Source organism: Microbispora sp. NPDC004025 (assembly GCF_053604425.1).
This window is the reverse complement of the sequence record NZ_JBSGHN010000020.1, coordinates 85,307-105,073: the sequence shown is the minus strand read 5'-3', so window position 1 is coordinate 105,073 and position 19,767 is coordinate 85,307. Positions and strand designations below refer to the sequence as shown.

The following is a 19,767-nucleotide window of genomic DNA, read 5'->3' as shown; positions in this document are numbered from 1 at the left end:
CGTGGACACCGAGACGCCTCTGTCTAGGAGGGCGGCTCGCCAGGAGCGGACAAGTGCCGTGGTGAGTTTGCCGACCGACACCTCGCCGAGACCAGGAACGATGTGCCGTTCAAGGAGTCAGGTGTAGAGCTCGACCGTCTTGGGCCGCAGGCCCGGCCGCTCTTTGATCCAATCCGGGCATAGTCGCCGAGCAGGACTTTGCCGGGACCGGAGTCCGGCCACTCTCCAGAGATCATCTGTGCTTCGATCAGCGTGAGCGCACGGTCGGCGTCGGTCTTGGAGCCCGGCCGGAGGGAAACTTGCGGATATTGCCGAAACGCCGGGGCTGGCTGTGCAATGGCGGACTTGGCGGAGGCGGCTGCGGTGCGTCCGTACACGGCCGGGGCGAGTGCAGGATTGCGGTTCCGCCAACGTCGCGCCCCCGCAATCGTGCCGACCATCCTCCTTGATGTCAGGCCGGGTTGCTCGCATCTTCCGCCTGGTCAGGTTGAAAGATCTCCTCGATGGTCAGGCCGAAGACGTCGGCGATGGTGAACGCCAGAGGCAGGCTGGGGTCGTACCGCTCGGTTTCGATGGCGTTGATGGCCTGCCGGGAGACGTGGCACCGGTCGGCCAGGTCGGCTTGGCTCCATCGGCGAGCTGCACGCAGTTCGCGTAGTCGGTTCTTCATATTGCGCCCTCACCGATGCAGGCGGGTACGCAGGTCCGCGATCAGCAGCCAGATCGCCACGCCACCGAGGAGGATCAATCGTTCCGTAACCTGCGGTTATGTACGTATCGATCTTCGCTGTAGCAGCCGTGCGAAGTACGGCGCCGGTAACTGGGGGAGATGTTCGCCGTGCCATTAAGGGCGGTCAACAGGGGGTACAAACGGTCACTCGCGGAACGCCTCTCGGCCAGGTCGGGGCCGTTGTCCCTGGTGATCAGGCCGATTTGCAAGCAGGAAGTCAGGGGTTCGAATCCCCCAGGCTCCACCCGCTCAAAAGCCCAGGCCAGGGGCCCTTTCCTCGTTGTCCTCGTGCGAGGCTGTCAATGTGGCGGCGCGGCGCGCCGCCATCCAGACCGCAGGTCAGTCTCGGCTGGATTCGAGATAGCCGGTGAGATAGGTCAACGATGCGGCGATGTCCTCGCCGGTGCCATGTGGCCGGCGCAGCTCGTCGATGAAGATGGCGATGTCGGCGAGCCGCCACCAAAGCGGATAGAGAGCGAGGCCGGCCGGTGAGACGGCCCGGCCGGTGGCCTGGGTGTAACGGACGAGTACCCCATCGCCGCCAATTGGGTCCTCGCCGAGCATCTGGGCAAGGCCGGAGGTGAGCATCCACAGGTCCCGCTCCGGCGGAGCGATCTGCACGGTGCCCCAGTCGACGAGCCGCAGTCCAGCCGAGGTACGCATGACGTTTCCGGGGTGCGGTTCGCCGTGCGTGACCACCCACACCGCCGCGGTGTTCCGGACCTGGTCGACCCGCCGATCGAAGTCGGCGAGTAATCGTTGGACGTGCCCGGCATGGACGGACAGCAGTTTGCGGGCTGGCTCGGCATAAGGCCCGCCGGTCCACTCCCGATCGAGATCCTGCAGCGCCTCTTCCAGCTTGTCCCGGCCGGGCAACACCAGGTCAGCCCGTGATGCGATGTGCGCCACAGTCGGGGTTGCCTCGTGCAGCTCGGCCAGCAGGTCGATTACCTCGACGCGATCCTCGGGCCGGTGCGCGCCGAAGTGCCCAGCGGCACCCGACATCATAGGAAACACCGACAGGGCGTACCGCGAGGTCAGCCGCCAGATCGCGGCGCCGGTCCTGGTCGGGATCGGCGCGAGGACGAAGTCGAGCCCCGCGTCCTGGCGCAGTGCCAGGGCGGTACCAAACGATCGACCGAGCCGGTCGAACGCATCATCACGTCCAGCGTCCTCGACGCCGAGGTCATCCACCTTGACGAACCACGCCGTCTCACGCTGATCAATTACCGACCAGTGGTAGCTGCCTGCGCCCACCGGGAGGTACTCGACCGAGTGGGGCTGGATGCCCCAGCCCTCGGTCAGTGCCGCCATCAGTTCGGCCTCCGTCAGACCTGCCGGTCTATCCCTCATGCTCCCGCATTCTGTTTCACTCGTAGCAGGGCCGCAGATTACTGCAGAGAGGGTAACTGAAGCCTCATGACGCAAAGCGGGTTGCTCTCTCCTCGTTGCTTCTGCCTCGGGAAGGAGCCTCGTCTCTAATTCGGTGCCGCGTCCTCCACGTTGCCCGTATGTCCCAAGCATTCCCGCCGAGTCACAACCAGAGGACGGGACGCGAATGGCCGGCCGCTTAGGTCGCGGCGTGATCGCCGGGCCGTTAGCGTGCCATTGAGGGCGGTCAACAGGGGGTGCTCGCGGTCACTCGGGGGCGGCTCCTCGCCCAGGTCGGGGCCGTTGTCCCTGGAGATCGGGCCGATTGGCGAGCAGGAAGTCAGGGGTTCGAATCCCCTAGGCTCAACCCACTCAAAAGCCTAGGCCAGGGACCCTTTCCCCGCCTGGGCTTTGATCGTTGATCGGCCTTCGCGCTCTTCCGCGGCCGTTCAGTGCCCGCCGTCCGGGCGTGCGGCCTGGGGGCCGGTCCCGGCCGGCAGCGGCTCGGGCCGCCGCCGTACACCGCTCGCCGTACCAAGCCGCACCCGCCGACTACAGACGCACCGCCGCCGTACTGATGCGGCACGACGATCGCCCTGCTATGGCCGGCCGTCACACGAGTGGGGGCGATCGACGGTCCGGGACTTCATTCCTCAACCCCGCTCAGCGGAGAACCGGGTTGCTGTCCTTTCTGCCCGCTGATGCCCTGCGGTGTGTCGCGAAGGTGCCGGGTGTGACCAGAGATTAAGAGAGGGTGTCCTTGACCACGATCTGGCCGTCCTCGATCACGAAATTCTGGTTGTTGTTGGGCACGCACTGCCACAGGTAGACCGGTGAGAGGTTGGCGCGGCTGTTGGTGACGTCCAGACAGATGCGGCTGCCTGTGTTGAGGGTGGACTTGAGGATGATCTGGCCCCTCTGGAGAACCCAGAGCTGGTTAGCGTTTCCGACGCACTGCCACTGGTACACGCGGGTACCGTTGGCGCGGCCGTTGGAGGCGTCCAGACACATCTCCTGGGCCTTACCGATGGTGTCTTCCACCTTGATGAGGCCGTCCTGGAAGACGAACTTCTGGTTGGGGTTGTTGTCCTGGCACTCCCACAGGTACATCTGGGTACCGTTGCCGCGGTTGTTGCTGACGTCGACGCACGCCGGCGGGCCGACCCGGGCCGGGCGGCCGGTCTGCTGGTGAACCGAGGCCATGACGGGCACGGTGGTGATCGCACCCACCGCGGCGGAGATGACGGCGACGGCGAGCAGACGGTGAGCAAGCATGGTTTGCCTCCCGAGAGAGTTGATCGAGACGCAAGCACCATGTCATCACTCACCGTCACTGATCAATTACCGGCCGCGTGCGTCCTGTCGTGCTGCGGAACCGAGGGCCGTCGGAGGCGGCGGCGCCGACAGAGAAGGTTCACAGCTCCGGCAAGATCCGGAAAGCACTCGAAATGATCTCATCGCCAATCGATCAGAAACAGCGAGATGAGCAGGCCAGGGCCATGCCTGAGCAAGAAAAGATCTCCGCATCGATTCGATGGCCTTCGTCCTTCTCGCCAGCCAAATGTCCCGGACGTGCCCGCCAAGTCAAGGGCTCCTACGGCGTCGCTTCGCGATCAGCTTCGCTGACCGCTGACACGTTCTCCCATGTGACGAGCTGATTCGCCGACCCGTCGGTGCGGATGCATGCGTCATAAGGGTGGGAAAGGGCCGGGAGACTTCGGAAAGGATTTATGCCGCTCTTTACAGGCTCTTCGAAGTGAACCTCGATTTTCGTGCCCCCAGCAGAACGGGAAGTGGCGCCGCCACCTCGCCTGCTGGTCGCGCGGCCGCGAGCGAATCCCTAGATTGCACCCATTGATAAGCCCAGGCCAGGAGCTATGTCCCCTGCCTGAGCTTTGATTGACTCCTGCGGGTGGAAGTACCTCTCAAGCGCCGTCCCACCGTGGTCGAGCGACCGGCACCACTGTGAGCAGATGATCCAGGCCCTTGAAATTCTTTGGTGTAAGCGGGAGCTGATGGCCTTTGTGATCCTCCGTCTCGTGTCAGCCTTTCCCAGCCTCAGCGCGGGCCGCACGATGGTCGGCGAGACGCACCCGCAGAGCCGCGGTGACGATGTCCAGGAAGGGTAAGGAGTGGCATCGGAGGCCTGCGTCTTTGTTTCGCGGTGCAGGAGCTTGCCGTCGACCCGCTGGATCTGCCAGCCGATCGTCATCTCCGCCCGGTCCAGATCCGCATCTTCCCGGCGGAGCCCGAGCACGAGGACCAGGACATAGGCTGCGCCTCTCCGGGCCGGTCCCGGCCGCGCCGACGCCGGCCGCACCCGAGCAGGGATGCGAAGAGACGAGAACCGAGAAGACCTTGGGCGCTGCCCCAACCCCGGGGCCTCCGACTCCGAGAGCGGGGCCACGAGCTGTCGCCATAGCCATCGACCTGGGCAAGCCCGGCAGCTCGGCTCCTTGAGGTCATGCCCAGCCGTGCATATAGGACAACCAGCGTGCGAGGAAGGTCGCCGGGAGGCACCTACACGCGGGGCAGGGCTTGCCCTCCGTCCCCGGCCCGCCGTCGCTTCGCGATGGGTCGACGGCAGACCAGAGATCAGGACGAGCCCCCGGAGGTAGACCGTGGGCGTGGTGACCAGGCGAGTAACCAGAGCGGCATGTACTTGCCATTTCGGTAAGTACATGCCAGATTGGTAGGCATGGATGACGGCATCACACCTGAGGCGGCTCGTGACGCGCTACTCTCCGCCGCCAACGCGTCTCAACGGCTGCGCGCACGGGCGCGCTGGGCCAGCACCAAACTTGTCGTATTCGGTGTCAGCATCGGCTTGGTCACGGCAGGCGTCGGACTGATCGAGTCGAAGCTGTTGAAAGCCGCCGTCTTCGCCGCGTGGGGGGCGATGGTCGTGGTTATGACGGTGTGGGAGCGGGGCCGCCTGGTCCACCTTGCCGGAACGCGTCGGCGCATCAGCCCCTACTGGGGCGGCAGCTTCGCACTCTACGGCGTGGCGCTGGCTGTAGGCGCCGGCCAGTCAAGCGGAGACCTTGCGTACTGGCTGCCCGCCAGTGTGATCGTCCCACTGCCCATGCTCATCGGAGCGTACCGGGAGCGGTACGCATGAGCCACGGGCAAGACAGCGATCGCGGGCAGGCAGGGAGCCTCAGCCACCCGCGCCATGATCTGGACGATCTGCTGACCCACGCGGTCCGGTTCTCGATCGTCGCCGCGCTCGCCGGCCTCGCGAACGCCGAGTTCGCCGCAGTGCGAGACAGTGTGGAGATCAGCGACGCGATGCTCTCCAAACAGGTGGCGCTGCTGGAGAAGGCGGGTTACGTCCACGTCGAAAAGGGGCGCGTCGGCCGGCGATCGCGTACGTGGCTGTCACTTTCGGACGAGGGGAAGGCGGCGTACGCGAGGCACATCGCGGCGCTGCGAGCCATCGCCGATCTCACCAGCTGACGTCGGACCAACCGGATCGTCCTGCGGCGCGGCGCAGGTGCTGGCCCCGTGCGGCGCTGAGACCAGCGCTCCATATGGGAGACCGGGTGCCGCTGCTCGACCGACTGCCAGGAGTGACAAGCCCCGCCGTACCCGGCGAACACCCGCGCCGGCAGCTCCCGCCCGCCGGGCGGATTCACCATGAGCGCGGTGTGAGCCGGCATCGGTACAGCAGCCCTAGGCTCCACCAGCCAAAACGCCGCTTCTCCGATCGAGGAAAACGGCGTTCGTGCCATTGACCCTTGTCGGCAGGGAGTCGGCGATCTTCCGGTCGGCGTCACGCGTGGCGTGCTGGTGGATGGGCGCGGCCGGGTCGCTTTCCGCGCCTTGAGATCGGCGAGGGCCGGGAGGGCGAATCTGATAGCGGCCGGAGGGAGGCGTGCGGATACTGCCGAGACGCCGGTGACCGTCATTGTCCGCCGCCAGGCCGCCCATTTCTTCGGTGCTTTGACCGGCTCGACGAGCCCGGCCGCGATGAACGCTTCGAGAGCGGCGATTGCGTGGTTCAGCGCATGAAGGGTTTGAAGATGGAAACCACCTTCGTGGCAGCACGGTCGGCGTCCCCGTCCGCGATCGCCTCGACCAGCTCGCGGTGGCAGCGGTGTGCCGCGTCCTCGTCCTCGATCTTCTCGTCGCGCATGTGGGCAGCGAAGACGTCGAGCATGCTGGAGTACAGCTTGACGTAGAGAGGGTTGTGCGTCGCTGCCACGATCGCGTGATGCAGGGCGAGGTCCGCGCTCGCTCGCAGGTCGAGATCATCGCTCGACCAGCTCGCTTCTCGACGGTCGCGCAGCTCGCGCAGCAGCTCGACGTCGGCATCTGAGCGGTTCAACGCGGCCAGTGATGCTGCAGCGCTGTCAAGGGCAAGGCGGAGCTCCAGGTAGTGGCGACGGGTGCCACCGGCGAGCTGACGTTCAAGAGTGCCTGTCAGCTCGGAGCTGGAGATGACGAAGGTGCCGCGGCCCTGCTCACGGCGCAGCAGACCTGCGTGCACCAGCGACTGCAGCGCCTCGCGCACCGTGTTCCGGCCGATCCCGAACTCCGACACCAGGGCGGCCTCGGTCGGTATTCGCTCACCGACCGGCCAGCGTCCGGAGACCACCTCCTCGCGGAAGCGCTCGGCAGCCTGCTCGATGAGCCCCACTCGACGCATCGACTGTGGCGTGCCAGAATCTCCGTAACTCATCCCATAATCCCATCATCTGCTGACCTTACACCGGAGTATAACGTGACATCGCTCTCCGCACCGGTCGTTCCGGTGCATCGTGGGCGTCTGACCTTGTGGGCCGGGCTCGCCATCGCCCTGACAGCGGTCAACCTGCGAACGGCCGTAACCGGGTTCACTCCGCTCCTGGAGATCATCGGATCCGATCTCGGCTTCGGGGTGACGCTGTCCGGCCTGCTCGGCACTGTGCCGGCGGCGTCCTTCGGCATCTTCGGGTTTCTCGCCCCGGCAGTGACGAAGAAGTTCGGACTCGAGCGCACCGCCACTGTGGCGCTGGGCCTGACGGCTCTGTCGCTCCTGATGCGCGCCTTCTCTCCAACACCCGCGTTGCTGGTGCTTTCGACCGTCCTGGCACTGGCCGGAATCGGAGCCGCGAACGTCGTGGTCGTTCCGTTGGTGAAGGCCTGGTTCCCCGATCGGCTGGCCCTGTGGACTTCGCTTTACCTGATCCTCCTGCAGACGGGCCAGTTCAGCGCCCCGCTCCTCGCGGTCCCGGTGGCAGAAGCGGCGACGTGGCGGCTCTCGGTAGGTATCTGGGCGGGACCAGCCGCTGTGGCTGCTGTGGTCTGGTTCGTCCTGGCAGTCAAGCTGCCCGCCGAGCACCACGCGCCCGCGGCCGTGACGGCGGCCGATGCGAGACCGAGGATCAGCCGATCACCAACCGTCTGGGGCCTGGTGATCCTCTTCGCGATGATGTCGCTGTCCAACTACGGGATCATCACGTGGGTCCCGGCAGTGCTCACCGACGCAGGAGGCAGCGCGGCCCTGGGCGGCTCCATGGTCGCGTTCTACTCGGCATGGGGCATGCTCGCGGCCTTGGTGGTTCCACACCTGGCCACGCGCATGGTGAACCCGTTCATCGTGGTCGTCGGATGCGCGATCTTCCTGGTAGCGGGATACCTGGGCCTGCTCCTGTCCCCGCTCGACGGCACGCTGATATGGGTGTGCGCGCTGGGAATCGGGGTGAGCACATTCCCGCTCTGCATGACCCTCATCAACCGTCGAACCAAGAGCCCGCAGACAGCCTCTGCGGTGTCGGGCTTCGTTCAGGGCATCGGCTATGGGCTGGCGTGCTTGGGCCCGATCGGTCTGGGCCTTCTGCGCGAGGCGACCGGATCATGGTCGGTCCCGCTTCTGGTGCTCGCTGCGAGCGCCATCCCAGGGATGATCGCCGGCTGGTTCGCTTGCCGTCCTCGCTTCGTGGAGGACTCTGCGCCACAGCCGGCCAAGCGCGACGCTGACCAGCAGCCGCGACGATAAGAGAGGCGACCTGGAAGCCGCCTTAGCGGTTGCGGTAGGCGCCGAGGGTTTCGACGTACTCGCGGCGGGTGCCGGCGCGTTCGGGGTGTGCCGCCGCGCAGGGTGTCGAGCCGTGCGCGGTGGGTGCGGCGACCTGTTCCAGCCGGTCGTCGCCAATCACCATCGGCTCGGGTGCGCCGGTCCCGGCGTCGGCGGGACTCCGGGCCGCCGCACCCCAACCGCTCCCACGGTCGCCTCATCGTGGCCAATCACCGTAGGCGGCGGGGGCGATCGACGATGCAGAACTCCGTTTCTCAGCCCTGGCTCACCGAGCAACTAGCATCCGCCAGCGAGCGATACAGCGCGACCCTAATAGCCGCGTGCCGCGTAATTCGGTGGTTCTGGAAGCCCCGGAAAGTTTGATCTGCAGGTCGAGGCATTGGGGCTGCCTTCATGGGCCGATATTTCCTGAAGACCGATTATCTGAAGTCGGCTGCGGTGGCCTGGAAACAGCTCGTACTGTCTGGAGGCGTGTACGTGGCCGAAGGTGTTGTTCACCTCCGGCAGGGGGGACGAATCAAACGGGGAGGCGAACGCTGGTCGCCAACCGTGCCATCCTCGAACTGCTCGCGCCCACGACCACTGGAAACCGGGCTGACCGTCGGCGTGGCTCGACGGCGGCGTCTACCTCGATCTGGTCACGGTTATCGACGAGGAGCCGACCGCTGTTCCCCTGTCTCGCATACCTTTCACGCACGCAGTGGAACTACGCCATCGGGTGTGGACGGGCGCGGAAACCGGCCCTTACCAGCAATCGAAGATCAACTCAATGGGTAATTCCTGGAAGTGCTCTTAACCATGTGCTCCACCATGAGGGCAGCGGTCGCCAGATTTCTGTGACCAATCGGTCAATACCGCCGCTATTTCGATCTGCGCTAAATCTGTATCGATCGATCAAATGCCCGTCCCTCGTAAGGAGAAGCATGCGAAAAGTCACTTGGCTACACCGGCTGGGCCTCGTCTCAGCGGTGGTGGCGGTCGGTCTGGCGACCACGTCCGTGGCCGCGCACGCCGACGGCTATGACACTCCCCGCAGCGCCACTGTTCTGGGGGCGGGCAACACCTACGCGGCCGGGATAGCGGCGGCCGAACAGCGGGCCCGGCAGGCCGTCCTCGCGGTCGGCCACGACTGCACCCCTGGGACCTACTACAACCAAGGGGTCTATTCCTCTCCGGGTGGCGGCACGTGGGTCTTCCAGTCCACCCACAGCGCGATGTGTGTCGACTGATCAAGTTTCACTACAACGGCCTCCGCCGGGGTTGCCGGGGCAGGGTAGCCCGGCTGCTCCAGGCGGAGGCCGTTCCACGGCAGGTAGTACATGGCCACGGCATCTACGCGACGGAGTTCAGGGGCGGCATGCACGCTTTGCGCATCGCAGCATGCCACGGCGCTTGCAGGTTACAACGGGAGGCGGGCGGCTCGGCTGTGGACGCGAAGAGCGGCGATCAGCCAGGTGAAGGCGGGCACAGCCGGTGAAGAGGGCTCGCGCCCGTTGAGCACGGCTATCAGTTGCCAATAGCGCTCGACTTGGGGGTCGGCGACAATCTCAAGCCACCGTTGCAGTTCGGTGCGTTCGTTGCTCGGCATATCGGGCTTGATGATGCGGTTCAGAACTGCGCGGCCTTCGGCCGAGTTCGGTGCGATCGATTCGGCTATCGCCCGGCCGGCGTGCTCCAGAGTCGGTGCCCGGAGCTCATAGCCGTAGCGCGCTGCGCCCGATGAGTCATCGCTCAGTGCGATCTGCCGGAGCCGCTGCCGGAAGTCTTCGCTGTTGACCAAGTCGGTCAGTTCGATCCAGGCGTCGACCTGGCGCGGCGTCGGATCATCCGGCGACTCATCGGGCAGCTCCCGCATCCACTGTGCGACCACCGTGGCATCGTCATCCAGCGGGATCCCCGAGAACGTGTTCTCGACGAACTCGTCTATGAGGTGCTGCCGCTGTGTGGCGGACAGCCCGGCAAGTTTGTGCGTCATCATCGCCTCCTCGGTTGTGCCGCCGCGCCTGGCGATCGTGCGGAGTACGGCGCGGCGAAGCTTGAGAGCCTTGATTTCCGCGTCCAGCGCTCGGGCGTGTATGTCGGCCACCTCGGCCACCGTGGTTTGTCGCGCCAGGATCTTCTGGACCGCGTCCAGTCCGATGCCGAGTTCGCGCAGGGTGCGGACCAGATCGATCCGGGCCACGCCAGCGGCGTCGTACAGGCGGTACCCGCCGGTAGAGCGGTCAGCGGGCACCACGAGGCCGCTGTCGGACCAGAAGCGGATTGTGTGGACCGAAAGACCGGTGCGCCGAGCGATCTGGCCTACCGTGTAAAGCTCTCTTCCATCACTCACGAGAACGAGCCTGCACCTTCGAGCCACTCGAGACTCAAGCCGCAGGTCGTCGTGAGTGTGGACCACCACCCGTCCTCGCCGGGCGCGGTCCCCGATCCATGTGGGTGCCGGATCTCTCCTTCGGCTCCGGTGATCTCGCAGGCAGGCCGCTTCCGTCGTCTCGGTGGAGAGGCGTCAGGCTTCCGAAACTTAAAACCGGCGCGCCGATTGTTTCAGACAGATGGCTCCAAGAATATTGACGCTCAGGTCGGCGGCGGCCTAATGTCCTGGAGCAATGATCGGCATGACATCCCGAAAGTTTCAGGCTCAAGAGTGATGTCAGAGGGCTCTGCAGTGAAACACCAGGTCGGCGCGGCGGCGCCGAACCTGTCCGGCGCTCGCGATCCGGAGCCTGAGGTAGCACGGCGCCGTGGCCGTCCTGCACACGTGGGAGGTGTCCGGCGAGCGCAGGGTGTTCTCTCGGCGCCGGGCCGCGCATCGCTCCCCTGACCACAGCAAGCGAAAAGAGGTGGCCGTGAAGTTCCGCAACGTGTCAGCGGTCGTGCTCGCCGCTACCGCGGCCCTCAGCATGGCAGCGTGCTCAGGCTCGTCGTCCGGGACTCCCTCCGGCGGGTCCGACGGCAAGTCGTTCGAGTTCTGGTCGTTCACCGGGATCGACGCGAAGGGGTCCGCCGAGGAGTACAAGAAGATAAAGCCGGACGTGCAGATCAAACTGACCGAGGTGGGGAACGCACAGGAGACGGCGCAGGCGCTCACCACCGCGCTCGCCGGCGGCAAGGTGCCCGACCTGGTGCTGATCCAGGGCGACGACCTGCCCAAGTTCGTCCAGCAGCCGCAGAATTTCGTCGACCTGCGCACGATGGGTGCCGACAAGATCAAGGGTGACTACCTCGACTGGGTGATCAGCCAGCCCACGGCCAAGGACGGCTCGATCATCGGCATTCCGACCGACGTCGGCGGCATGGCCATCGCCTATCGCGCCGACCTGTTCAAGAAGGCCGGGCTGCCGACGGACCGCGAGGAGGTCAGCAAGCTCTGGCCCACCTGGGACGCCTTCATCGAGACCGGCAAGAAGTACACGGCGGCCACCGGCAAGGCGTTCGTCGACAACGCCGGCGGGAGCGTCTACTCGCAGGTGGTCAACCAGGGGCAGGAGAAGTACTACGACCCCGCGGGCAACCTGGTGTACGAACGGAGCCCCCAGGTCAAGGCCGCCTTCGACCTGGCGCTCAAGGCCGTGGCCGCCGGGATCACCGCCAAGCAGAGCACCTTCACCGAGGGCTGGAGCGCCGCGATGAAGAGGGGGGACTTCGCCGTCATCGCCGCACCGGTCTGGATGCTCGGCTCCATCCGCGACAACGCCCCCGACACCAAGGGCAAGTGGGACATCGCCACGATCCCCGGCGGCTCGGGCAACTGGGGCGGCAGTTTCCTCGCCATCCCCAAGGGCGCCAAGAACCCCAAGGCCGCCTGGGAGTACATCGCCGCCACACAGTCGCCGCAGGGCCAGCTCGACCACTTCTCCAAGGCCAGGTCGCTGCCCGCGACTCCGTCGGTCTACAAGGACCCGAAGCTCACCTCCGCCAAGGACGAGTTCTTCTCCGGCGCACCGGTCGGCACGATCTACACCGACTCGCTGCTCGGCCTCAAGCCGTTCCTCATCGGCCCGGACAGCACCACGATCGGTATTGAGTTCACGAACGCCATCACCAACGTCGAGCAGGGCAAGGGTGATCCCGCGAAGGCGTGGGACGCGGCGGTGACCAACATCAAGACCGCGATCGGCGGCTAGGAACCTTCGCGAGCGCCGCCCGGCGCGGGCCGTCCCCACGGCACGCGCGGGCGGCGGGGAAGTGAGCAGACCGTGACGACGAGCATCAGCCCCACCACCAAGGCGGGCCTGCCCCCCGCCCCGCCGGTGAAGGCGGCGCGCCGCGGTCTCACCGAGATCGTTGCCCCCTACGCGTACATCGCCCCGTTCTTCGTGCTCTTCGCGGTGTTCGGCCTCATCCCGCTGCTGTTCACCTTCTATGTGGCGCTGTTCGACTGGAACCCGATCGGCGAGCACGTGTTCGTCGGCCTGGACAACTTCGACCGGCTGCTCGGGGACGTGCGGTTCTGGAACGCGGCGCGCAACACCGTGAGCATCTGGTTGCTGTCCACCGTGCCGCAGTTGCTGGTCGCGCTGGTGCTCGCGCACCTGCTCAACCACGCGCGGCTGCGCCTCGCGGTGTTCTTCCGCATGACGATGCTCGTGCCGTACATCACCTCGGTGGCCGCTACCACCATCGTGTTCGTCCAGATGTTCGATCGTGACTACGGGTTGCTGAACTGGCTGATCGGTCTGATGGGCTTCGAGCACATCGACTTCACCCAGTCGGTGATGGGCAGCCATGTAATGATCGCGGTCATGGTGGCCTGGCGGTGGTTCGGCTACACGACGCTCCTCTACCTGGCTTCCCTGCAGGCCGTTCCACGGGCGATCTACGAGGCGGCCGCCGTCGACGGGGCCGGAAATGTGCGGCAGTTCCTGCACATCTCTCTCCCCGCGTTGCGGCCGGTCATCGTGTTCACGATCGTGACCTCGACGATCGGCGGGCTGCAGATCTTCACCGAGGCCCTGCTCCTGAACCGCGGCGCGGCCAACACCTGTGGGCCGATCCGTCAGTGCCAGACGCTCACTCTCTTCCTGTTCGAGCAGGGGTTCATCCAGTTCAAGTTCGGTTACGCCGCGGCGATCGGCGTGGCGCTGTTCGTGATGGTCGTCGGGTTCGCCGGCCTCAACTACTTCCTGTCCACCCGGATCCGCCCGGTCAAGGGCTGAGGGGGCGATCATGAGCATGACGAGACCACGCTCCGGCGATCGTGTCCGATGGTGGACCTACGCGCTGCTCGCGCTCGCCGCCATCGCCTGCATGTTCCCCCTGTACTGGATGTTCATCGTCGCCACCACCGACACCGCGACGGCGACGACGCTGCCGCCCGAGATCGTGCCGGGCGGCAACTTCTTCCACCTCGCCGGCCTGGTGTTCTCGACGGTGCCGTTCGTCCGGTCGATCATCAACAGCCTGGTCGTGGCCGGGACGATCGGCGTGGGCCAGGCGGTGCTGTGCGCGCTGGCCGGTTTCGCGTTCGCCAAACTGCGCTTCCGCGGCCGCAACGCGCTGTTCCTGATCGTCGTCCTGACGATGACCGTGCCGACCCAGCTCGCCATCGTCCCCCAGTACATGATCATCTCTTCGCTGGGCTGGGTGGACACGCTCCAGGCGCTGATCGTCCCCGGCCTGGCCAACGCCTTCGGGATCTTCTGGATGCGCCAGCACATAGCGTCCACCATCAGCGACGAGATCCTCCAGGCGGCCCGCATCGACGGGGCGTCGACCTGGCAGATCTTCTGGCGCGTCGCCTTTCCGCTGGTACGCCCCGCCGCCTTCGTCCTCGGCCTGCTGGGCTTCGTCACCGCGTGGAACGACTTCCTGTGGCCGTTCGTGGTGCTGAAGTCGCCGGAGATGTACACCGTTCAGATTGCGATCAAGGCGCTGCAGAACAGCTTCAACATCGACCTCGGGCTCGCCATGTCCGGCTCCTTCCTCGCCACCCTCCCGCTGCTCGTCCTGTTCGTCTTCGTCGGGCGGCGCATGGTGGCCGGGATCATGGACGGCGCCTTCAAGGGCTGAAGCGCCCCAAGCGGCAGGGGCCGGCCACCTCGCCGAGCGAGGCGGCCGGCTTGTTCCGAGTCAGGCCACGGTCTGCTTCTCGTTCCAGGTGTAGTAGATGTAGGTGCTGCCGGGCCCCGTCATCGTGCCGTAGACCTGCCAGAAGCTGTTGGGGCCGAGCGAGTAGCGGATGATCTTGTCTCCGGGCCGGTCGTCCACGAACACCGTCTGTGTCCCGTTGTTCCAGATCCGTACCTCGATGGTGAACGTCGAGGTGTCCGGGATGTCGAGGCAGACCTCGTACGTGTACGTCAACGGACCGCCGATGTTGTAGCTGTGACCGTCCACCGCCAGCCGCTCGACGTTGGTGGGGACGTAGCTGTTCAGGACCCGGGTGTACTCGCCCGTGGAGCAGTCGACCGCAGGGGCGGCCGCGGACGCGGGACCGATGCCGGTGAGCGTGGCGCCGAGGACGCCGGCGGCGACTGCGAGAACGGAGATGGTGCGCTTCATGCCTCTCCTCATCCGTGCAGTGACCCTCCAACCAAGTAGTTGAAGGCTGAACTGATTCTGACGCGATCAACGTATCTGGACAAGACCGGGCAAAAACTCATACGAGTTCGAGTAAAGTTCCCAGGCCGCCGCTCGTCGTCGCGGGCGGTCCAGTGCGGTCAGACGCCCAGGTCCCGGCGCTGGTGCATCCGTCCGTGCCCGTCGAGTTCGATGACGGTGCCGACGCCGATCCGCTCGAGGAACGCGAAGTCATGACTGACGATGAGCAGCGCGCCGCGGTACGCGTCGAGGGCTTCGGCGAGTTGCCCGACGCTGGCGATGTCGAGGTTGTTCGTCGGCTCGTCCAGGATCAGCAGTTGGGCAGGCGGCTCCGCCAGGAGGAGCCGGGCGAGCGAGACCCGGAAGCGCTCCCCGCCGGAGAGCGTGCGGACGGGGCGGTCCACGCTGTCACCTCGGAGCAACAGCCGCGCGAGCTGGTTGCGGATCGTGCCCGCAGGCGCGGCCGGGGCGACGGCCCGCACGTTCTCCATCGCGCTGGCGTCTTCGTCGAGCCCGTCCAGGCGTTGCGGAAGGAAACCGATGAGTTCGGTCATCAGGCGGCCGTGCGGTCGCCCGGGCGTCGGCCCGGCACGGCGCACGAGCTGCTCGATCAGAGTGGACTTCCCGGCACCGTTCGCGCCGACGAGCGCCACCCGTTCCGGGCCCTGGATCACGATGGTCCGGCCCTCATCCTCCAGCTCCGCCAGCCGCCGTCCGCGCGGGACGTCCGGGTCGGGCAGCACCAGATGGATGTGCTCCTCGTCGCGGACGCGTGCGTCCGCGGCGTCGACCGCGGCCTGCGCGGCCTGGACCTTGTCGTCGAGTGTCGAGCGGAGTGATCCCGCGGACGCCTGGGCCTTGCTGGCGCGGTTGCCGGCGAGGATCTTCGGGATGCCGCCGTCCTTCTGGGTCTTCTTCCCCGTCCGCTCGCGGCGCGCCAGCTTCGTCTCCGCCTCGACGCGTTGCCGCTTCTCGACCTTGAGCGCCTGCTGAGCGGAACGAGCGGCCTGTACGGCGGCTGCCTGCTCCTGCTCCTGGTGCTCCTTCCATGCGCTGTACGGGCCGCCGAACGTGGCCAGGGTGCCGCTGTACAGCTCCGTGGTGTTGTCCATGTGCTCCAGCAGTTCGAGGTCGTGGCTCACGACGACGAGCGTTCCGGGCCACTGGTCGACGAACTCGGCAAGCTTGGCGCGCGTGGCGCGGTCGAGGTTGTTCGTGGGCTCGTCGAGCAGGGTGATCGGAGTGCGGCGGACGCGCAGCCCGGTGATCGCGATGAGCATGCCTTCGCCCCCGGAGACCTCGGCGACGCGGCGGTCGAGGTCCGCGGCGGAGAATCCGATCTGATGCAGGGCTTCGTCGGCACGGGACTCGATGTCCCAGTCGTCACCGATCGCATCGAAGTGGCGTTGGTCGGCGTCGCCGGACTCGATCGCCTTGATCGCGGCGAGGGTCCCGTGGATGCCGAGCAGCTCGGCGACGGTGGTGTCCTGCCGCAGTGTGAGCGTCTGCGGCAGGTAGCCGACCTCGCCCACGACGTCGATCTGCCCGGCGGTCGGGTGCAGGTCGCCGGCGATGAGCCGGAGCAGGGTGGACTTGCCTGCGCCGTTGCGGCCGATCAGTCCGGTCCGGCCGGTGCCGAAGGTGCCGTTGACCCCGGCGAGCGCGACGGTGCCGTCGGGCCACTCGAAGGTCAGATCACGGAGGGTGATGGCGGATTTCGTAGACATTCCGGTGTTTCTCTTTTCCTCTTCCGCCGACCGCGCGGTGTGGCATGGCGATGCCTTCGTGAACGGGTCGCGGGAGCCGGCGTAGCTGGCAGGACAACCGGCCACGGGGCCGTGTGCCGACGCGGGCGAGAGGTTCGACCGGAACGGGCACGAATCACGCTCCTGCGGCAGGGGAGCCGCTACCCGGACGCCGGGCAGGAGGAGGTCGCGTACCCGGCAGGTCGTAATCGCGCGTTCGCGCACCCGGGACCGAGGCCGGTGCGATGCGAACGTGCCGGCGAGATCACGCGACGGTGTCAACGCCCGGAACGGGCGGACTCACGCGCGTGCGTTGCGAAAGGATCATTCACTGGTGCGGACGATGCCCCGCACAAGTGAAGCCACCGGCAGTTCGGTGGCTAGGCCCTGTCCACTTCGATCAGTCCCATGCCCGGCACCTTACCAGCCCTCGCGTCTCGCCCGAGCGCGGCCGGCGGGGCACGACCACAGGGCCGCCGGTCAGGTCGGATCCAGCACTCCTGCTCTCTGGCCACCGCTTTCCTCGCCGGTGAGCCGCGCCATGGCGGGGATATTTTCGGGCAGGCCCTCGGAGCAGGGCCTGCCCGTCCTCGGATCGCGCGTCAGCCCATGCTCTTGGCGCCGTCCAGGGACTCGCGGATGATGTCGGCGTGGCCGGCGTGCTGGGCGGTCTCGGAGACGATCTGCATCAGCACCCGGCGGGCCGACCATCGTGCGCCGGCCTCGAACCAGGGGGCCTTCGGCAGCGGCTGGGCCGCGTCCAGATCGGGCAGGGTGACCACCAGCTCGTCCGTACGGCGGGCCACCTCGGCGTAGGCGGCCAGCAGATCGGCGAGTGTCTCGCCGGGCAGCATCCGGAACTGCTCGGCCCACACGGCCCAGTCGGCCTCGGTCATGGTCGTGGCGTCGCCCATCGCCGAGGGGCCGTTCGAGATGAAGCCCGCCCAGCTCCGCTCGACCAGGGTGACGTGCTTGATCAGCCCGCCCAGGCAGAGCTCGCTGGCGGTGGTCCGCTGCCCGGCCTGTTCGTCGGTCAGGTCGCGGGTGGTGAGGCGCAAGAAGTGCCGGCTCTGGGCCAGTGCCGCCAGGATGTCCGCGCGCTCACCGCTGATGGCCGGCGCGCCGGTGAGGCCGGGAGTGCTCAGCTCGTTGACGGTCACAGTCGTCTGCCTTCCGTTGGTCCGCTCGGTCGAGGACCACGCTAGGAGCCATAACGGTCACTTCCTGACCTGAATCGACGGGAGAATCGCGACCATGGCGAACACCAGCACGCGGACGCTGCGGCTGCTCTCCCTCCTTCAGACCCACCGCTACTGGCAGGGCGTCGAACTGGCAGAACGACTCGGAGTTTCCGTACGCACCCTGCGCCGGGACATCGACCGGCTGCGTGAGCTGGGCTACCCGGTCGAGGCGCAGCGCGGTGTCGACGGTGGTTACCAGCTCGCCGCGGGCGCCGCGCTGCCGCCACTGGTGATCGACGACGAGGAGGCGGTCGCGCTGGCCGTGGGGCTGCAGACCGCCGTCCAGGGGGCGGTGGAGGGCATCGCCGAGTCCTCGGTGCGGGTGCTGGCCAAGGTGGTGCAGGTCATGCCCACCCGGTTGCGGCACCGGGTCGAGGCGCTGCGCACGATGACCGTACCCGCCGGGTGGGACGGCCAGGCCGCGACGAGCGTCGACCCGGACGCGCTCACCACGGTCGCGCTCGCGTGCCGGGACCATGAACGGCTGCGCTTCACCTACACCCCCGCGGACGGCCGGCGTACGGACCGGCACGTCGAGCCGCACCGGCTGGTCCGGCTCGGCCGCCGCTGGTACCTGGTCGCGTACGACCTGACCCGGCACGACTGGCGCAGTTTCCGGGTCGACCGGCTGGCCGAGCCTGAGAGCACCGGAACCCGGTTCCGCCCCCGGGACCTGCCCGCCGGCGACGCCGCCGAGTTCGTCCGCGCCGCCATGGACAACCTGCCCCGTCCGTACCGGGTGGAGGCGCTCGTCGAGGCTCCGGCGGTCACGGTGCGCGGGCGGATCGGCACCTGGTGCACGGTCGAGGAGGTGGACGCCGAACGCTGCCGGGTCCGGATGGTCACCCACTCCCTGCACTGGCCGGCCATGGCACTGGGGATGGCCGGCGCGGAGTTCCGCGTCCTCGCCCCGCCCGAACTGCGCGACGAGCTCCGTGAGTGGGGGGCCCGCTTCCAACGGGCCTGAGGTCCCGCCGCGAGTCGCCCTACCAGTCGCGTACGGCGTCCACGCCGGCCGCGAGCATGTCCGCCGCCGATTCGAGCCGTACGCCGAGAGCCTCTTCGGCGTCGCTCACCATGACGTCGAGGGCGGCGTAGAGTTCCTCGCGTTCCTCGGTCTCGATGAACCCCGCCCGGCGATCGAGCAGGTTGAAGCCCTCGCCGTACTCGCGGCCGATCTCGTACAGCCGGGCCGGCCGGTCCTCCTGAGAGCCGTCGGAAAGCGCCGCGATCAGTGCCGCCCGCGTCTTCCTGTACTGCGCCACGGCCTTCTTGAAGCAGGTACTGCTGATCTGCTCGCGACCGTCCCAGTCGCGCAACGGGTTGCCGCGGTTCTCCGCGACCCATTCGGGTTTGCGGGCAGCGGTGATGTCGACGTAGGTGCCGTACGCGACCTGTGGGCGCCATCTCGACCGCATCGCCACGGCGTACTCGTGCGGGATGCTGCGCAGGCACAAGAACTCCAGCGTGGGAACGCGTTCGGGCAGCAGAACATCGGACGCGCTCATGCCGAAGAGATCGGTGATCCACAGCTCTCGAAGCGACGCCAGCCGGTTGAGACCCGACGCGTGGACGAGCAAGCCGAGGTCGCCGGACAGGCAGAGCGTCCTCAGCTCGGGAAAGCGCTCGGCGAGCCCATCGCAGTCGAGCGACTCGACCTGTGTGACGCGCAGGTGACGGACGTCTCGCCGGGGTTCGCCGGGATCGATCGTCATCCGGTCGAAGTCGGCGCCTGTGATGATCATCTCGCGCGGATCCGGCCAGGGGCCGCGCTCGCCTCTGTCCCAGCGCCTCTGCCGAGCGAGCTGGTCGCCGAGCCGCCATCCTATGGAGTAGCTCTGTGAGGGTGTGGTGCACAGCAGCGGCAACGTGCCGATGACCTTGTAGCTGCGCGGAAGGACCCACTCGTAGTTGCAGTGAGATGGGCCCTTGAACGCGTTCGCATGCGTCAGCACCAGGGGCGACACCTCGCCGAGGTCCGCCACCGAGGACGGCTCCGGGCCCGACCAGTCCAGCTCGAGCACTCCCGCCGTCTGCCAGTCGGGATTGAGGTCGGTTATCTGCGCGGCCGTCCACGCGCCGAGAGACTCGGAGAATGTCGTCACGATGTCCCCCGGC

The 19,767-nt window shown here is 67.0% G+C and carries 18 protein-coding genes; 8 read left to right on the top strand and 10 right to left on the bottom strand.

Annotation, left to right across the window (positions count from 1 at the left end; genetic code table 11):
- Nucleotides 1–451: 451 nt before the first annotated feature.
- The 3 genes from ACWEQG_RS35355 to ACWEQG_RS35345 form a co-directional block, all read right to left on the bottom strand.
- Nucleotides 452–670, bottom strand: coding sequence for a helix-turn-helix transcriptional regulator (locus tag ACWEQG_RS35355; protein ID WP_452291546.1), 219 nt, complete (start codon nt 668–670; stop codon nt 452–454).
- A gap of 399 nt (nt 671–1,069) precedes the next feature.
- Nucleotides 1,070–2,044 (bottom strand): phosphotransferase, encoded by a 975-nt coding sequence (locus tag ACWEQG_RS35350; protein ID WP_452291544.1) that lies wholly within the window; start codon nt 2,042–2,044, stop codon nt 1,070–1,072.
- 801 nt (nt 2,045–2,845) lie between these two features.
- Complete coding sequence (locus tag ACWEQG_RS35345) at nt 2,846–3,376, bottom strand: RICIN domain-containing protein (RefSeq protein ID WP_452291542.1); 531 nt, start codon at nt 3,374–3,376, stop codon at nt 2,846–2,848.
- A gap of 1,423 nt (nt 3,377–4,799) precedes the next feature.
- Between ACWEQG_RS35345 and ACWEQG_RS35340 the strand changes: the two genes are divergently transcribed.
- Together ACWEQG_RS35340 and ACWEQG_RS35335 are read left to right on the top strand one after the other, a co-directional pair.
- A complete protein-coding gene (locus ACWEQG_RS35340) occupies nt 4,800–5,222 on the top strand; it encodes a hypothetical protein (RefSeq protein WP_452291540.1) in 423 nt (140 codons plus the stop codon).
- On the top strand, nt 5,219–5,560 hold the full coding sequence (locus ACWEQG_RS35335) for a transcriptional regulator (protein WP_452291539.1): 342 nt from the start codon (nt 5,219–5,221) through the stop codon (nt 5,558–5,560). The genes ACWEQG_RS35340 and ACWEQG_RS35335 overlap by 4 nt, the downstream gene beginning before the upstream one ends.
- Nucleotides 5,561–6,104: 544 nt before the next feature.
- On the opposite strand, the gene ACWEQG_RS35330 is transcribed toward ACWEQG_RS35335, so the two are convergent.
- The gene (locus ACWEQG_RS35330; RefSeq protein WP_452291537.1) at nt 6,105–6,743 is read right to left on the bottom strand and encodes a FadR/GntR family transcriptional regulator; all 639 of its coding nucleotides are present in this window, start codon (nt 6,741–6,743) and stop codon (nt 6,105–6,107) included.
- An 84-nt stretch (nt 6,744–6,827) separates the two neighbouring features.
- Here ACWEQG_RS35330 and ACWEQG_RS35325 point away from each other — a divergent pair, with 84 nt between their 5' ends.
- Nucleotides 6,828–8,084, top strand: a complete 1,257-nt coding sequence (locus ACWEQG_RS35325) for an MFS transporter (protein WP_452291535.1) — start codon at nt 6,828–6,830, stop codon at nt 8,082–8,084.
- Between the two features lie 22 nt (nt 8,085–8,106).
- Here the strand turns inward: ACWEQG_RS35325 and ACWEQG_RS35320 are convergent, their stop codons facing one another.
- Nucleotides 8,107–8,247 (bottom strand): hypothetical protein, encoded by a 141-nt coding sequence (locus ACWEQG_RS35320; protein ID WP_452291534.1) that lies wholly within the window; start codon nt 8,245–8,247, stop codon nt 8,107–8,109.
- A gap of 799 nt (nt 8,248–9,046) precedes the next feature.
- Here ACWEQG_RS35320 and ACWEQG_RS35315 point away from each other — a divergent pair.
- Nucleotides 9,047–9,352, top strand: coding sequence for a hypothetical protein (locus ACWEQG_RS35315; protein ID WP_452291532.1), 306 nt, complete (start codon nt 9,047–9,049; stop codon nt 9,350–9,352).
- A gap of 170 nt (nt 9,353–9,522) precedes the next feature.
- Here the strand turns inward: ACWEQG_RS35315 and ACWEQG_RS35310 are convergent, their stop codons facing one another.
- Nucleotides 9,523–10,455, bottom strand: coding sequence for a helix-turn-helix domain-containing protein (locus ACWEQG_RS35310; protein WP_452291530.1), 933 nt, complete (start codon nt 10,453–10,455; stop codon nt 9,523–9,525).
- A gap of 514 nt (nt 10,456–10,969) precedes the next feature.
- Between ACWEQG_RS35310 and ACWEQG_RS35305 the strand changes: the two genes are divergently transcribed.
- The 3 genes from ACWEQG_RS35305 (at nt 10,970) to ACWEQG_RS35295 (ending at nt 14,132) form a co-directional block, all read left to right on the top strand.
- Entirely contained in the window at nt 10,970–12,247 is a 1,278-nt protein-coding gene (locus ACWEQG_RS35305) for an ABC transporter substrate-binding protein (RefSeq protein WP_452291528.1), read from the top strand.
- A gap of 72 nt (nt 12,248–12,319) precedes the next feature.
- Entirely contained in the window at nt 12,320–13,279 is a 960-nt protein-coding gene (locus tag ACWEQG_RS35300) for a carbohydrate ABC transporter permease (RefSeq protein WP_452291527.1), read from the top strand.
- Nucleotides 13,280–13,289: 10 nt separating this feature from the next.
- Complete coding sequence (locus tag ACWEQG_RS35295) at nt 13,290–14,132, top strand: carbohydrate ABC transporter permease (protein ID WP_452291525.1); 843 nt, start codon at nt 13,290–13,292, stop codon at nt 14,130–14,132.
- A 60-nt stretch (nt 14,133–14,192) separates the two neighbouring features.
- On the opposite strand, the gene ACWEQG_RS35290 is transcribed toward ACWEQG_RS35295, so the two are convergent.
- The 3 genes from ACWEQG_RS35290 to ACWEQG_RS35280 form a co-directional block, all read right to left on the bottom strand.
- A complete protein-coding gene (locus ACWEQG_RS35290) occupies nt 14,193–14,624 on the bottom strand; it encodes a hypothetical protein (protein ID WP_452291523.1) in 432 nt (143 codons plus the stop codon).
- Between the two features lie 158 nt (nt 14,625–14,782).
- On the bottom strand, nt 14,783–16,390 hold the full coding sequence (locus ACWEQG_RS35285; RefSeq protein WP_452291521.1) for an ABC-F family ATP-binding cassette domain-containing protein: 1,608 nt from the start codon (nt 16,388–16,390) through the stop codon (nt 14,783–14,785).
- Between the two features lie 620 nt (nt 16,391–17,010).
- Entirely contained in the window at nt 17,011–17,568 is a 558-nt protein-coding gene (locus ACWEQG_RS35280) for a DinB family protein (protein ID WP_452291520.1), read from the bottom strand.
- 94 nt (nt 17,569–17,662) lie between these two features.
- Between ACWEQG_RS35280 and ACWEQG_RS35275 the strand changes: the two genes are divergently transcribed.
- Nucleotides 17,663–18,616, top strand: coding sequence for a helix-turn-helix transcriptional regulator (locus ACWEQG_RS35275; RefSeq protein WP_452291518.1), 954 nt, complete (start codon nt 17,663–17,665; stop codon nt 18,614–18,616).
- Between the two features lie 19 nt (nt 18,617–18,635).
- Here ACWEQG_RS35275 and ACWEQG_RS35270 read toward each other — a convergent pair whose 3' ends face one another.
- Nucleotides 18,636–19,754 (bottom strand): hypothetical protein, encoded by a 1,119-nt coding sequence (locus tag ACWEQG_RS35270; protein ID WP_452291516.1) that lies wholly within the window; start codon nt 19,752–19,754, stop codon nt 18,636–18,638.
- Nucleotides 19,755–19,767: the final 13 nt, after the last annotated feature.